Annotated in this window: 15 protein-coding genes; 12 read left to right on the forward strand and 3 right to left on the reverse strand. The window is 66.2% G+C overall.

Going from position 1 to position 13,937, the window contains the following annotated elements; all coding sequences use genetic code 11:
* Positions 1 to 62: 62 nt before the first annotated feature.
* From mca to ACIA48_RS24210, 4 genes are read left to right on the forward strand one after another with little or no spacing between them, the layout of a single operon-like run.
* Positions 63 to 935 (forward strand): mycothiol conjugate amidase Mca, encoded by an 873-nt coding sequence (gene mca / locus ACIA48_RS24195; RefSeq protein ID WP_396738454.1) that lies wholly within the window; start codon positions 63 to 65, stop codon positions 933 to 935.
* Positions 932 to 1,177 carry a hypothetical protein gene (locus ACIA48_RS24200; RefSeq protein ID WP_396737535.1) on the forward strand — a complete coding sequence of 82 codons (246 nt, stop codon included), beginning with the start codon at positions 932 to 934 and terminating at the stop codon, positions 1,175 to 1,177. Before mca ends, ACIA48_RS24200 begins: the two co-directional genes overlap by 4 nt.
* The gene (locus tag ACIA48_RS24205; protein ID WP_396737537.1) at positions 1,146 to 3,188 is read left to right on the forward strand and encodes a thioredoxin domain-containing protein; all 2,043 of its coding nucleotides are present in this window, start codon (positions 1,146 to 1,148) and stop codon (positions 3,186 to 3,188) included. The genes ACIA48_RS24200 and ACIA48_RS24205 overlap by 32 nt, the downstream gene beginning before the upstream one ends.
* Before the next feature lie 10 nt (positions 3,189 to 3,198).
* Positions 3,199 to 3,570, forward strand: coding sequence for a nuclear transport factor 2 family protein (locus ACIA48_RS24210; protein ID WP_396737540.1), 372 nt, complete (start codon positions 3,199 to 3,201; stop codon positions 3,568 to 3,570).
* Here ACIA48_RS24210 and ACIA48_RS24215 read toward each other — a convergent pair.
* Positions 3,567 to 4,301 carry a hemolysin III family protein gene (locus ACIA48_RS24215; protein WP_396738455.1) on the reverse strand — a complete coding sequence of 245 codons (735 nt, stop codon included), beginning with the start codon at positions 4,299 to 4,301 and terminating at the stop codon, positions 3,567 to 3,569. The two genes, ACIA48_RS24210 and ACIA48_RS24215, sit on opposite strands and share 4 nt — an antisense overlap.
* A 54-nt stretch (positions 4,302 to 4,355) precedes the next feature.
* Here ACIA48_RS24215 and ACIA48_RS24220 point away from each other — a divergent pair, with 54 nt between their 5' ends.
* The 4 genes from ACIA48_RS24220 (at position 4,356) to ACIA48_RS24235 (ending at position 7,545) form a co-directional block, all read left to right on the forward strand.
* Positions 4,356 to 5,153, forward strand: a complete 798-nt coding sequence (locus tag ACIA48_RS24220; RefSeq protein ID WP_396737543.1) for a (2Z,6E)-farnesyl diphosphate synthase — start codon at positions 4,356 to 4,358, stop codon at positions 5,151 to 5,153.
* 15 nt (positions 5,154 to 5,168) lie between these two features.
* The gene (locus ACIA48_RS24225; protein WP_396737546.1) at positions 5,169 to 6,521 is read left to right on the forward strand and encodes a hypothetical protein; all 1,353 of its coding nucleotides are present in this window, start codon (positions 5,169 to 5,171) and stop codon (positions 6,519 to 6,521) included.
* 83 nt (positions 6,522 to 6,604) lie between these two features.
* Entirely contained in the window at positions 6,605 to 7,042 is a 438-nt protein-coding gene (locus ACIA48_RS24230) for a hypothetical protein (protein ID WP_396737549.1), read from the forward strand.
* Positions 7,043 to 7,134: 92 nt separating this feature from the next.
* Positions 7,135 to 7,545 (forward strand): hypothetical protein, encoded by a 411-nt coding sequence (locus ACIA48_RS24235; protein WP_396737552.1) that lies wholly within the window; start codon positions 7,135 to 7,137, stop codon positions 7,543 to 7,545.
* A 72-nt stretch (positions 7,546 to 7,617) separates the two neighbouring features.
* Here ACIA48_RS24235 and coaA read toward each other — a convergent pair whose 3' ends face one another.
* The gene (coaA, locus tag ACIA48_RS24240; protein WP_396737554.1) at positions 7,618 to 8,556 is read right to left on the reverse strand and encodes a type I pantothenate kinase; all 939 of its coding nucleotides are present in this window, start codon (positions 8,554 to 8,556) and stop codon (positions 7,618 to 7,620) included.
* A 30-nt stretch (positions 8,557 to 8,586) separates the two neighbouring features.
* Here coaA and ACIA48_RS24245 point away from each other — a divergent pair, with 30 nt between their 5' ends.
* From ACIA48_RS24245 to ACIA48_RS24260, 4 genes are all read left to right on the forward strand, one after another.
* Positions 8,587 to 9,789 (forward strand): DUF885 domain-containing protein, encoded by a 1,203-nt coding sequence (locus tag ACIA48_RS24245; RefSeq protein WP_396737557.1) that lies wholly within the window; start codon positions 8,587 to 8,589, stop codon positions 9,787 to 9,789.
* Positions 9,790 to 9,807: 18 nt separating this feature from the next.
* On the forward strand, positions 9,808 to 11,256 hold the full coding sequence (locus ACIA48_RS24250) for a glycine hydroxymethyltransferase (protein WP_396737558.1): 1,449 nt from the start codon (positions 9,808 to 9,810) through the stop codon (positions 11,254 to 11,256).
* Between the two features lie 53 nt (positions 11,257 to 11,309).
* The gene (locus ACIA48_RS24255) at positions 11,310 to 12,137 is read left to right on the forward strand and encodes an acyl-ACP desaturase (protein WP_396737561.1); all 828 of its coding nucleotides are present in this window, start codon (positions 11,310 to 11,312) and stop codon (positions 12,135 to 12,137) included.
* A 193-nt stretch (positions 12,138 to 12,330) separates the two neighbouring features.
* On the forward strand, positions 12,331 to 13,644 hold the full coding sequence (locus ACIA48_RS24260; RefSeq protein ID WP_396737563.1) for a PhoH family protein: 1,314 nt from the start codon (positions 12,331 to 12,333) through the stop codon (positions 13,642 to 13,644).
* 4 nt (positions 13,645 to 13,648) lie between these two features.
* Here ACIA48_RS24260 and ACIA48_RS24265 read toward each other — a convergent pair whose 3' ends face one another.
* Complete coding sequence (locus tag ACIA48_RS24265; protein ID WP_396737565.1) at positions 13,649 to 13,903, reverse strand: hypothetical protein; 255 nt, start codon at positions 13,901 to 13,903, stop codon at positions 13,649 to 13,651.
* Between the last annotated feature and the right edge of the window lie 34 nt (positions 13,904 to 13,937).

Consider the following 13,937-nt stretch of genomic DNA (forward strand, 5'->3'; position numbering starts at 1 on the left):
GTTGAAATTTCTCGGGAATGTCGACTGGCGACATATCCGAGACCTAGATGAGGCAGAACAGGTTGAGTGAACTGCGGTTGATGGCGGTGCACGCCCACCCGGACGACGAGTCCAGCAAGGGTGCGGCCGCCACGGCACGGTACGCGGACGAGGGCGTACGGGTCATGGTGGTGACGCTGACCGGTGGCGAGCGCGGCGACATCCTCAACCCGGCCATGGATCTGCCCGAGGTGCACGGTCGGATGACCGAGATCCGGCGCGACGAGATGGCCAAGGCCGCGGAGATCCTCGGCGTCGACCACCACTGGCTGGGCTTCGTCGACTCGGGCCTGCCGGAGGGCGATCCGCCGCCGCCCCTGCCCGACGGTTGTTTCGCCATGGTGCCGCTGGAGGAGCCGACGGAGTCCCTGGTGCGCGTCATTCGCAAGTTCCGGCCCCACGTGATGACGACCTACGACGAGAACGGCGGTTATCCGCACCCCGATCACATCCGGTGCCACCAGGTGTCGATCGCCGCGTATGAAGCTGCGGGCGACCATCTGCTGTTCCCCGACGCCGGTGAGCCGTGGAACGTGCAGAAGCTCTACTACAACCACGGCTTCCTGCGGAAGCGCATGCAGCTGATTCAGGACGAGTTCGCCAAGCACGGCGAAGTGGGTCCCTTCGAGAAATGGCTCAAGCACTGGGAAGCCGACCACGACATCTTCGAGAAGCGGGTGACAACCCGTGTCGAATGCGCGAAGTACTTCGCCCAGCGCGACGACGCGCTTCGCGCGCACGCCACTCAGATCGATCCCAACGGCGACTTCTTCCGTGCGCCGATCGAATGGCAGCAACGGCTCTGGCCGACAGAGGAATTCGAGTTAGCCCGCTCCCGCGTCCGGGTATCCCTGCCCGAGACCGATCTGTTCGCAGGGATTGAGAACGACACATGAATGACATCGCTCTGACCATCGTCACCCTGCTGGCGCAGGACCCGCCCCGCCAGACCGGTCCGGATTTCGGCAAGGCCAGTCCATTCGGCCTCTTGGTTCTCGTGCTGCTGCTGATCGGCACGTTCGGATTGGTCTGGTCGATGAACCGACATCTGAAAAAGCTGCCGAAGTCCTTCGACGAGCCGGACGAACCGGCCGACGAGCGAGCCGATGACGGCGAGAACAAGCGTGAGTCCGGCTGAGTTCACCGGCCGAAACATGTTGGGCGGGGCCACCAGCCCGTACCTTCGCCAGCATGCCGACAATCCGGTGCACTGGCTCGAGTGGTCACCGCAGGCGCTAGCCGAGGCGGCGTCGCGGGACCTGCCGATCCTGTTGTCGATCGGATATGCGGCGTGCCACTGGTGCCATGTGATGGCGCACGAGTCATTCGAGGACGAGCAGGTGGCGGCCGCGATGAACGAGGGCTTCGTCAACATCAAGGTCGACCGCGAGGAACGCCCCGATCTCGACGCCGTCTACATGAACGCCACTGTCGCGCTGACGGGTCAGGGCGGCTGGCCCATGACGTGCTTCCTGACGCCGGATGGCCGCCCGTTCTTTTGTGGCACGTACTACCCGAAGGCCAACTTCCTGCAGTTGCTCGCCGCCGTCACCGATACCTGGCGGACCCGCCGTGCCGACGTCGAGGAGACCTCCGACAAGATCAGCAGCGAGCTGCAGTCGATGGCATCGGGTTCCCCCGGTGGCGGACCGCCGATTCGGCCGTCGCTGTGCGATCACGCCGTCGCGGAAGTGCTTCAGCACGAAGATCCTGTCAACGGTGGATTCCTCACCAATCAGCATGGGGCGCCCAAGTTCCCGCCGTCGGCCATGTTAGAGGCGCTGCTGCGCAATCACGAACGCGCCGGCGACGTGATGCCGCTCGAGACGGTCGAACGGACCTGCACGGCGATGGCGCGAGGCGGAATCTACGACCAGCTCGCCGGGGGTTTCGCGCGCTATAGCGTCGACGCCGAGTGGGTGGTACCGCATTTCGAGAAGATGCTCTACGACAACGCACTGCTCCTGCGGGCATACGCACACTGGGCCCGCCGCACATCGAACCCGTTGGCGCGCAGGGTGGCCCGTGAAACGGCGAGGTTCCTGATCGAGGACCTCGGCGCCGACGGTATGTTCACCTCCTCGTTGGATGCCGACTCCGATGGCCACGAGGGTCTGACATACGTGTGGACGGCCGGGCAGCTGGATGAAGTGCTCGGTCCCGATGATGGGCGCTGGGCCGCAGAGCTTTTCGGCGTCACCGACACCGGCACCTTCGAACACGGCAGCTCGGTGCTGCAATTGTCGCGCGACCCCGACGATGCCGATCGACTCGACCGCGTGCGTACAGTGCTGTTGGCTGCCCGGTCGACGCGGCCTCAGCCCAGCCGCGACGACAAGGTCGTCACCGGGTGGAACGGGCTCGCAATCACCGCGCTCGCCGAGGCATCAGTGGCGCTCGACGACCCCGAATTCCTGCTCGCCGCAACGCAATGCGCACGGGCCATCGTCGACCTGCACATCGTCGACGGACGGCTGCGCCGGGCGAGCCTCGGCGGTCGTGTCGGTGACAGCGCGGCGATCCTGGAAGACCACGCCGCACTGGCCACCGGTCTACTGACGCTGTATCAGCTGACGGGTGAGGAGTCGTGGCTGAATGCCGCGATGTCGTTGCTCGACATCGCGCTGGAGCATTTCGCGGATGCGGAGAATGCCGGACGCTGGTTCGACACGGCGGATGACGCTGAGGCGCTTATGGTTCGGCCCGCCGATCCGCTCGATGGCGCCACGCCGTCCGGCGCATCCCTGATCGCCGAAGCTCTGCAGTTGGCGGCTCATCTGGCCCCCGCGGACCGCGCCGATGCTTACGCGTCGGCGGCCGAGGCCACGTTGGCAGGTGCGGCGGTCATCCTGGCGCGCCTCGCGCGTTCGGGTGGCCATTGGCTGGCGGTCGCCGAAGCCGCTGTGCGCGGACCGATTCAGATCGCCGTGGCCTGCGACCCCGTCGGCTCCGAGCTGCTGGCGGCCGCGCGCATGCTGGCGCCCGGCGGCGCGATCGTCGTCGGGGGTGAGGTCAACGCTTCCGAGCTGCTGATCGACCGTGATCGGGTGGGCGGCGGCGACGCCGCCTATGTATGCCGTGGCCGGACCTGTGACCTGCCGGTCACCTCGGCGAGCGAACTCGCGGCCGCCCTTGCCGCGCCCGTGTAGCCTTCGGCGCATGCCAACGCCTGAGGACAACGCCGCGACCGTCAACCGCTACCTCGAATACGCCGCGAAGGGGAAGGTTGACGACATCGTCGAGCTGTACGCCGACGACGCGACTGTCGAGGATCCCGTCGGCAGCGAGGTGCATATCGGCAGCCAGGCAATCCGCGGCTTCTACTCGGCCATTCCGCAGGGCGACAACGGGACCGACGTCCTCACCCTGCGCGCGCTGGGCAATGAAGTGGCGTTCCATTGGACGCTGACGATCAACATGGGTGACGCCAGAATGAGTATCGACATCATCAGCGTCATGACCTTCAACGGTGACGGCAAGATCGCGTCGATGAAGGCTTACTGGACGCCGGAGAACATCACTAATCACTAAAAGACGGCGAACCACATCGCGATGTAGTGGCAGATCGCGGCGACCGCGGTGCACGCATGGAAGAACTCGTGATGGCCGAAGGTGCTCGGCCACGGGTTCGGCCACTTGAGGCCGTAAAGCACGCCGCCGATGCTGTAGAGCGCGCCACCGACGATCAGTAGCACCAACGCAGCGACGCCCGCGCCGTGCATGATCGGCCCGACGAACCACGCCGCCACCCAGCCCAACAACAGGTACAGCGGCACCCCAACCCAGCGCGGGGCGGACGGCCAGAACATCTTGAGCAGCACCCCGGCGAGCGCGCCCGACCACACGATCGCCAACAGGACCAGACCGTCGGACTCGGGCAGCGCCAGCACGGCGAACGGCGTGTAGCTGCCGGCGATGAAGATGAAGATCATCGAGTGATCGGCGCGTTTCATCCACTTCCGGGTTGTTTCCGATCGCCAGTTCACCCGGTGGTACGCCCCGCTCACGGCGAACATCGCGACGATCGTCAGCGTGTAGACCAGCGTGGCGATTCCAGCCCGGGCCGATACGACCGACCACGACACCGACACCAGCGCCGCGCCTGCGATGAACGCGACGACCGCCGAATAGACGTGGATCCAGCCGCGTAACCGCGGCTTGCCGATGAAGTTCGCGACGCCATCAACAACCGCCTCGGGAAGATCCTCCGCGTAGACGCGGACCGGTTGTTGTTGAGCCTCGTCGGCATCGACCTGAGCCATGTTCACCTCCACCAATGCCATGGGGCTTTTCGAACGCCACAGTAGTCTGATTCGGTGGCCATCATTCCTTCGCGACTTAAGGAACCGATGTACCGCCTCTACGAGATGCGGTTGCGCCAGGGTCTGGCTTCCTCGAAATCCGAGCTTCCCCGTCATATCGCGGTGTTGTGCGACGGGAATCGGCGGTGGGCTCGTGATGCTGGTCACGACGACGTCAGCTACGGGTACCGGATGGGTGCGCGCAAGATCGCCGAGATGCTGCGCTGGTGCCAGGAGGCCGGCGTCGAAATGGCCACGGTGTACCTGCTTTCCACTGAGAACCTGCAGCGCGAGCCTGCCGAGTTGGCATCGCTCATCGACATCATCACCGACGTCGTCGAAGAGATCTGTGCCCCAGCCAACGGGTGGAGCGTGCGCACCGTCGGCGACCTCGAATTGATCGGTGAGGAGCCGGCCCGGCGGCTGCGCGACGCCGTCGAGTCGACGCAAGCGCAAGCCGGCGCCGGGTTTTTCCACGTCAACGTCGCTGTCGGGTACGGGGGCCGTCAGGAGATCGTCGACGCGGTGCGGCAGCTGCTCGGCAAGGAACTCGCCAATGGCAGGAGCGGTGACCAGCTGATCGAGGCCGTAACCGAGGACGGCATCTCAGAGAATCTCTACACGTCCGGCCAGCCCGACCCGGACTTGGTGATCCGCACGTCGGGGGAGCAGCGGCTGTCGGGGTTCCTGCTGTGGCAGAGCGCCTACTCGGAGATGTGGTTCACCGAGGCGTACTGGCCGGAGTTCCGGCGGGTGGACTTCCTGCGCGCGCTGCGCGACTACACCGCGCGTCACCGCCGCTACGGCATCTAGTGCGACACTGAAGTCATGGCTGCGCTTTCAGCGCTCGTCTTCTCACTCAGCTGGTGGCTGGGGTTGTATCTGCTCGCCCGTGATCCGCGAAAGCCGGTCCTGGTATTCGCCGCGATCGGCCTGACGAGCTTCGCGACGGTCGTGGCGCTGGATGCCGTTCGAACCCGGAGCGCTTCCGCCGTGCTGAGCAGCATCGAGGTCTACCTCGTCACGGTGCCCGGCATCGCCTGGTTCGCGGTACTTCTCGAGCTGTCCCGTCCGCGTGACACCTGGCGCAGCAGGGCGACCGAAGTGGTGGCTGTCGCGTGTGTCGCGGTGGGCGCGTTCGTCGGCGCGGCGATGGCTGGGAATGTCGACGGCCCGGTGCGGCTGGGCCACTGGGTGATGTTCGCCGTCATCTCGCTGTCCTCGCTAGGCGCGATGCTTCGCGCGGTCTTCGGACCGTGGCAGCCCAGGCCCGTCGTCGGCTACCTCATCGTCGCGACGCTGTTCTTCGCGCTCGGCAACGCGATCATCGTCATCCCGCTGGGCGTTGTCCCGAGCTGGCTGGCGTTGGCGTCGACGGGATTTGACGTCGTCCTGCTCGGCGTCGCGGTCGCGATGTGGGATGCCTTCGACGAAGGGCAGGCTCTGCGCGCCGACATGTTGCGTTCGTTCGTCGCCACCGGCGTCGTCGTCGTGCTGTTCGGTGGGCAGGCGTTGATCGGTCTTGCGGTCACTGGCCCGCAGACCCCACTCACTGTGCTGTTGTTCACCAGCCTGGCCATCGCGATCGCTGTCAACGTGTTGGCCGATCCGCTGGCCGGCGTGCTGGACCGGCTGGCGTTTTCCCGCTCACCCGGCCTGCGCGCCGACCGTGCGGCGCTGCGCAGTGCCGGCGCTGCGTTGCCGCTGAGGTCGGCGAACCCGCTCGACGACATCGACGACGACACATTCGTCCGGCTCACCCGCCGAGCCCTGGGCCACTATGGCGACCTCTCCAAGCTCGTCGCCAGCCCGCTCACAGCGCTGCCGACGATCGATGAGCGGCTCGCCGCGCGCGACGCCCCCGACCAGCCGTTGGAGCGGGCCAACGAACTGAAGGCGCTGCTGGCCGATCGCATCGCCCGCCTCAAGCCGCGCGACGGCGGTGAGTTTGGCACGACGGAGCAATGGCGCTACTACAACTCGCTGTACTTCCCGTACGTCGTCGGCGTGCGCGCCTACGCCCAGAACGCGACCGCCGCGGGGCTCGACCCGGTGGCGCGCCAGGCCTGGCAGTGGTTCGTCACCGAGGTGCCGCAACGGTCGCTGCACAACTGGCAGAACGCGGCGGCCCGCCTTATCGCCGCCGATCTGCGCGGAAACCTGGTGGCCGCGCAAGACTAGGTTCACCCCTCTGACCTGCGCTTGGCAGTAGCTGGCAGCGGCTGGCGTCGATCTGGCAGTGGCATCTGCGCAACATCGGAGCCATGACCGCCATCACCACCCGGCCCGTCCGGGGAACACGATCCGATGTCGCCACCGGGGCGGCTTCGGGTGACTCACTGCTGCGGTTCGCCCTCCGCGCCGACGCCACGCTGTGCGCCGGTCTCGGTCTGCTGATCGCCATGGCCGCCGATCCGTTGTCGCGGCTGTCGGGCCTGTCGCCCACCTCCGAGTGGATTTCGGGTGCGGCACTCGTTGTCTACGGCGCGACGCTCTATCTGCTCGCCGGTGTCTCTCACGTCCGCCGTGTGGGCGGCTTGGTGCTGGCCGGCAACATCGCCTTCGCGATCCTCGTGACCGTTGTGCTCATTGCGGGCTGGCTGCCGCTGACCCAGTTCGGTGTCGCCGCGATCATCGCGTTCACCGCAGTCACGTTGGGCTTCGCCTACGTGCAGTACCTCGGGGTGCGCCGATTGGCGTGACCCCCACATGACTGGTCCGGAGCCGCCGCCGTAAGAGGTTGCGTCGTCGGCTCCGGAACGGTCCACCACCACCCCACCCGAAAGGAAATCGCATGACCGCCACCACCACACCCAAACTGCGTAGCTCAAACGACTCGTTCCTGCGCTTCGCGCTTCGCCTCGATGCGACCTGTAGCGCCGTGATGGGCATCGCCGGTGTCGCTCTGGCGGGCTGGGTCGCCGAGCTCTCGGGCACCTCGGTCGCGTTCGAGTACGCCGTCGGCGCCTTCTTCATCGCGTTCGCGGCCGGCGTCTTCTTCTTCGCCGCGCGGCCATCGGTGAAGCAGGCGGGCATCGTGATCGCCGCGGGCAACGTGTTCTACACCGTGCTGTCTGTGGTGTTCGTGCTCGTCGATGTGTTCCCGCTGACCACCTTCGGTGTCGTGGCGACGCTGGCCACCGGCGTCTACACCCTCGTGATGGCCGAACTGCAGTACCAAGGGGTGCGCCGCATCAACAAGTAAGGTGTAATCGGCGAGCAGACGTGAAAACCCCCAAAATGGCTTGATTTTGGGGGTTTTCGCGTCTTCTCGCTTCTAGAGCTTTCGCAGGCGCAGCCGGTTGATCGAGTGGTCGGCATCCTTGCGCAGCACCAGCGTGGCCCGCGGTCGCGTCGGCAGGATGTTCTCGATCAGGTTGGGCCGGTTGATCGAATGCCAGATGTCACGCGCCGCGAACACCGCCTGATCGTCGGTCAGGGTCGAGTAGTGATGGAAGTGCGAAGCCGGATCGGCGAACGCACCGGCGCGCATCGACAAGAACCGCGAGATGTACCACTGCTCGATGTCCTCGATACGCGCGTCGACGTAGACCGAGAAGTCGAAAAGGTCCGAAACCATCAGGGCCGGACCGGTTTGCAGCACGTTGAGGCCCTCGAGGATGAGGATGTCCGGGTGCCGGATCATCTGTTTCTCGCCGGGGACGATGTCGTAGAGCAGGTGCGAATAGACGGGTGCGCACGTCGCGTCGGAACCCGATTTCACCGTCGTGACGAACCGCATCAGTGCTCTGCGGTCGTAGCTCTCTGGAAAGCCCTTGCGGTGCATCAAATTTCGCCGGGCCAACTCGGAGTTGGGATACAGGAAGCCGTCGGTGGTGACCAGGTCGACGCGAGGGTGGTGTTCCCAGCGCGCCAACAACGCCTGCAGCACACGTGCGGTGGTGGACTTGCCGACCGCGACGCTGCCCGCCACGCCGATGATGAACGGCACCGGACGGTCTGGATTCTGTGTCGGCTCGCCGAGGAACTGGGCGGTCGTCGCGAACAGCGCCTGGCGTGCCGCCACCTGTAGGTGGATGAGCCGGGCCAGCGGCAGGTAGACCTCTTCGACCTCGAGCAGGTCGAGCTTCTCGCCGAGACCCCGGAGCCGTTGCAGCTCGTCCTCGGTCAACTTCAACGGGGTCGACATGCGCAGCGCACGCCACTCAGTCCGGTCGAACTCCACGTAGGGGCTCGGCTCGCTCAGCCGCGGCATACGCCCAGTCTTGCAGTTAGCGTTGGACACATGAACGCCAGCACCTTGATCCGTGAATATCTGATGCTCGGACTGCGCTTCGACCGGGTCGAGGACGGCTACGTCGACTCCTTCACCGGAGACCCCGAACTGCGCCGCATCGTCGCCGACGAGCCCTCTCCCGAGCCCGCTGATCTCACCCGCCAGGCCGAGCGGCTGCTGGCCGAACTCGATGCGGGCGTCGACCTGGAAGCGAGCCGCGCGGAGTTCATCGGCGCCCACCTGCGGGCGCTGGCCTGCGCGGGCCGCAAATTCTCGGGCGACGACGTCGGTTTCGTCGACGAGGTCGAGGCGTATTTCGACGTGCGCATCGCCAAGGGCGACCCCGACCAGTACCGGCAGGCGCACGCCAAGCTCGATGACGCGCTGGGCGGCACCGGATCGCTCGCCGAGCGGATGGTCGCCTACCGGTCCGGTGAGGAGCTGCCGCCTGAGCGCCTGGAGGAGTGCATCCACGCGTTCTCCAGCGCACTTCGCGACCGGGTCCGCACCGAGTACCCGCTGCACGACGCCGAGACCATCACCTACGAGGTGGTGACCGACAAGCCGTGGTCCGGGTTCAATTACTACGTGGGCAACTACACCTCTACGGTGGCCGTCAACGCCGACCTCAAACAGCAGATGTCGAACCTGCCGCGCCTGGTGGCCCACGAGTCGTATCCCGGCCACCACACCGAGCACTGCCGCAAAGAGGCCGGGCTCGTCGAGGGCAAGGGTCAGGCTGAGCAGACGATCTTTCTGGTCAATACCCCGCAATGCCTGATGGCCGAGGGTCTGGCCGACCTGGCGCTCTACGCCGCGATCGGCCCCGACTGGGGCGCATGGGCCGGTGAGATCTATGCCGATCTGGGCCTCGGTTTCGACGGCGACCGCGCGCAGGCAGTCTCCGAGGCGGCGGCAACCCTGGCCGACGTGCGCCAGGACGCCGCGCTGATGCTGCACGACGAGCATCGCGACGTCGATGACGTCGTCGAGTTCCTCAAACGCTGGCTACTCGTCAACGATGAGCGGGCGCGCCAGATGTTGCGGTTTCTGTCTTCGCCGCTGTGGCGGGCGTACACCAGCACCTACGTCGAGGGTTACCGGTTGCTGCGGGGCTGGCTGGAGGCCCGGCCGGCGGAAGTGTCGCTGGCCGAGCGGTTCGGCAGGCTGCTCGACGAGCCGCTGATCCCGTCGTCGTTGCGGACCGCTTAGCCGACTAGGCTCGCAGCCATGACTGCAGAGTCCACTGGTCTGGGAGCCGAGTACGCCGACACCGCCAGCGAGGCGTACCGTGCCGCGCTGCGGGTGATCGAGTCCGTCGAGCCGCGCATCGCCGATGCCACCCGCAAAGAGCTTGCTGATCAACGGGATTCGCTCAAGCTGATCGCCAGCGAGAACTACGCCTCGCCCGCGGTGCTGCTCACCATGGGCACCTGGTTCTCCGACAAGTACGCCGAGGGCACCATCGGGCACCGGTTCTACGCCGCCTGCCAGAACGTCGACACCGTCGAGGCGCTGGCCGCCGAGCACGCGCGCGAACTGTTCGGCGCGCCGTACGCCTACGCCCAACCACACTCGGGCATCGACGCCAACCTGGTCGCCTACTGGGCGATCCTGGCTACCCGGGTCGAAGCCCCCGGGCTGGCTGAACTCGGCGCCAAGCACGTCAACGACCTGTCGGAGGCCGACTGGGAGTCGCTGCGCAACAAGCTCGGGAACCAGCGTCTGCTGGGCATGTCGCTGGACACCGGCGGCCACCTGACCCACGGCTTCCGGCCCAACATCTCCGGCAAGATGTTCCACCAGCGCCAGTACGGCACGAACCCCGAGACGGGTTTCATCGACTATGACGCGGTTGCCGCCCTGGCCCGTGAGTTCAAACCGCTGGTGCTCGTCGCCGGCTACTCGGCCTACCCGCGGCGGGTCAACTTCGCCAAGATGCGCGAGATCGCCGACGAGGTCGGTGCGACGCTGATGGTCGATATGGCGCACTTCGCCGGTCTGGTCGCGGGCAAGGTGTTCACCGGCGACGAGGACCCGGTGCCGCATGCGCACGTCACCACGACGACGACGCACAAGTCGCTGCGCGGTCCGCGCGGCGGGCTGATCCTGGCCACCGAGGAGTACGCACCTGCGGTCGACAAGGGCTGCCCGATGGTCCTCGGCGGTCCGCTGTCGCATGTGATGGCCGCCAAGGCCGTCGCGCTGGCCGAGGCCCGCCAACCCGAGTTCCGCCAGTACGCCCAGTCCATCGCCGACAACGCGCAGGCGTTGGCCGACGGGTTCACCAAGCGCGATGCGGGGCTGGTGACCGGCGGCACCGACAACCACCTGGTGCTGCTCGACGTGACCTCGTTCGGGCTGACCGGGCGGCAGGCCGAGTCCGCGCTGCTGGACTCCGGGATCGTGACGAATCGCAACGCGATTCCCGCCGATCCGAACGGCGCCTGGTACACCAGCGGCATCCGGCTGGGCACCCCGGCGTTGACCACCCGTGGATTCGGCGCCGACGACTTCGACCGGGTGGCCGAGCTGGTAGTCGACGTCCTGTCCAACACGCAGCCCGAGGGCACATCCAAGGCCAAGTACAAGCTGACCGACGGCACCGCCGATCGGGTGCACGCCGCCGCCGGGGAGCTGCTTGCGGCGAACCCGCTGTATCCGGGACTCACTCTGTAGACACGCGTGTGCGCGGTTTTTAAAAACCTGTGAATTCGGGTTACAGTTACTTTATGGCACAGAGACCCATCGCGAATGCGCTGATCCTCGAACTCGAGCCGGTCGTGCAGCGGGAGCTGCGTCGTCATATCGACTCCGAAGATCTGTGGTACGCCCACGACTACGTGCCGTTCGAACAGGGCGAGAATTTCGCCTTCCTCGGCGGCAAGGATTGGGATCCGTCCCAGGTGACGCTGCCGAAGGTGATCACCGATGGGCTGGAAATCCTGCTGATCATCAAGGACAACCTCGCCGGCTACCACCGCGAACTCGTCTTCAGCTTCATCCTCGAAGAGAAGTTCGGCCGCTGGCTCGGCAGGTGGACCGCCGAGGAGCATCTGCACGCCATCGCGCTGCGCAACTACCTGGTCGTCACCCGCGAGATCGACCCGACCGCCAACGAGGACGTTCGGGTCGAACACGTGATGAAGGGCTATCGCGCCGAGTCCTACAGCCAGATCGAGCGCCTCGCGTTCATGGCGTTCTTCGAGCGCGAGCACGCCGTCTTCTGCCGCAACCTCGAAGCGCAGATCACCGAGCCCACGCTCAAGGCGCTCGTCGGCCGCATCGCCAGGGACGAGGAGCGCCACGAGGAGTTCTTCGCCAACCTCATCACGCATCTGCTGACGACCAGCCGCGACGAGACGGTCACCGCGATCGCGCGCCGCGCCGCCGAACTCGACGTCGTCGGTGGCGACATCGACGCCTACGCCGACAAGGTGCAGCACATGGCGGATGCCGGCATTTTCGGACCCGAGCAGCTGCGTCAGGTCATCGCCGACCGCATCACCGCGTGGGGTCTCGCCGACGAGCCTGAGCTCAAGCAGTTCACACAGCGCTAACTCTTAGCTACGGCGCGCCTGCGCGGCGCATATGGCGCGGCGGGAGTAGCGTCATTTCCGATGGCTAGCGACATGCTCTGCTGTCCGGGCGGTACCGATCGTTGTGATCACGAGAGGACCGGCCCCGGTCCCAGTACCGCAGTGTCCGCCACCGAAAGTTCGTGTGGGGCCATGCGAACTCGAGGAGCGCTACGTGACTGATTCGCCCTTGCGGACCTATGTGCTCGACACCTCCGTATTGCTGTCCGATCCGTGGGCATGTACCCGGTTCGCCGAGCATGAGGTTGTGGTCCCGTTGGTGGTCATCAGCGAACTGGAAGCCAAACGTCATCATCACGAGCTTGGCTGGTTCGCGCGGCAGGCACTGCGGATGTTCGACGATTTGCGACTCGAACACGAGCGGCTGGACCAGCCGATACCCGTTGGGACACAAGGTGGAACGCTGCACGTCGAGCTCAATCACAGCGATCCGTCGGTGCTGCCCGCGGGATTCCGCAACGACAGCAACGACGCTCGCATTTTGACCGTCGCGGCTAACCTCGCTGCGGAGGGCAAACTGGTCACATTGGTGAGCAAGGACATTCCGCTGCGGGTGAAGGCGGGCGCGGTCGGCCTCTGCGCCGATGAGTACCACGCGCAGGATGTCATCACGTCCGGCTGGACCGGGATGGACGAGGTCGAGGTGTCGGCCGACGAGATCGACACATTGTTCGCCGAAGGCGAGATCGATCTCGAGGGTGCGCGTAATCTGCCGTGCCACACCGGAACCCGGCTGCTCGGTGGCAGCTCACATGCGCTGGGCCGGGTGAACGCCGAGAAGCGAGTGCAGTTGGTTCGTGGTGATCGCGAAGTGTTCGGCCTCCGGGGAAGGTCGGCCGAGCAGCGTGTGGCACTGGATCTCCTGCTCGACGAATCGGTCGGCATCGTCTCCCTCGGCGGCAAGGCGGGCACCGGTAAATCCGCGCTCGCGTTGTGCGCGGGCCTGGAGGCCGTGCTCGAACGTCGCACCCAGCGAAAGGTTGTGGTGTTCCGGCCGCTGTACGCGGTCGGCGGACAGGATCTCGGCTACCTGCCCGGCAGCGAGAGCGAGAAGATGGGTCCCTGGGCGCAGGCGGTCTTCGACACGCTCGAGGGGCTGGCCAGCCCCGCGGTGCTGGAGGAGGTGCTGTCGCGCGGCATGCTCGAAGTGCTTCCGCTGACACACATCCGCGGTCGCTCGCTTCACGACTCGTTCGTCATCGTCGATGAGGCGCAATCGCTGGAACGCAACGTGCTGCTGACGGTGTTGTCGCGTCTGGGTGCGGGCTCACGGGTGGTGCTCACCCATGACGTGGCCCAGCGCGACAACCTACGGGTGGGGCGTCACGACGGTGTGGCCGCGGTGATCGAAAAGCTAAAGGGGCACCCGCTATTCGCTCACATCACTCTCCTGCGCAGCGAGCGTTCGCCCATCGCGGCACTGGTCACCGAGATGCTCGAGGAGATCAGCCCGAGCGCCCTCCCGTGACCGTCTAGGCGCGGCGGCGGCCCGGCCGCTTGGCCGGCGACATTGAACCCCGAACCAGGAACCACCCCGCGGCCGCCGCACCGCTCAACGCCACGACTCGGTCAGCCCTGTCCGCCTTCGGCAGATCGAGCAGCGACACCAATCCCAGCACCGCGAAACCTGTGCGCAGTGCCGGCTGGCTGGTCGCCGTCGTCACCAGAGCCGCCGTGCTCTGGGAGACCACGGGAGTCGGGGTCGAGGCAGCTTGGTCGACGCTCACCTATCCTCCTGGAGATGCCGTGTTCGGAGCCGAC

The organism is Mycobacterium sp. NPDC051804 (assembly GCF_044452905.1).
Taxonomy (GTDB): domain Bacteria; phylum Actinomycetota; class Actinomycetes; order Mycobacteriales; family Mycobacteriaceae; genus Mycobacterium.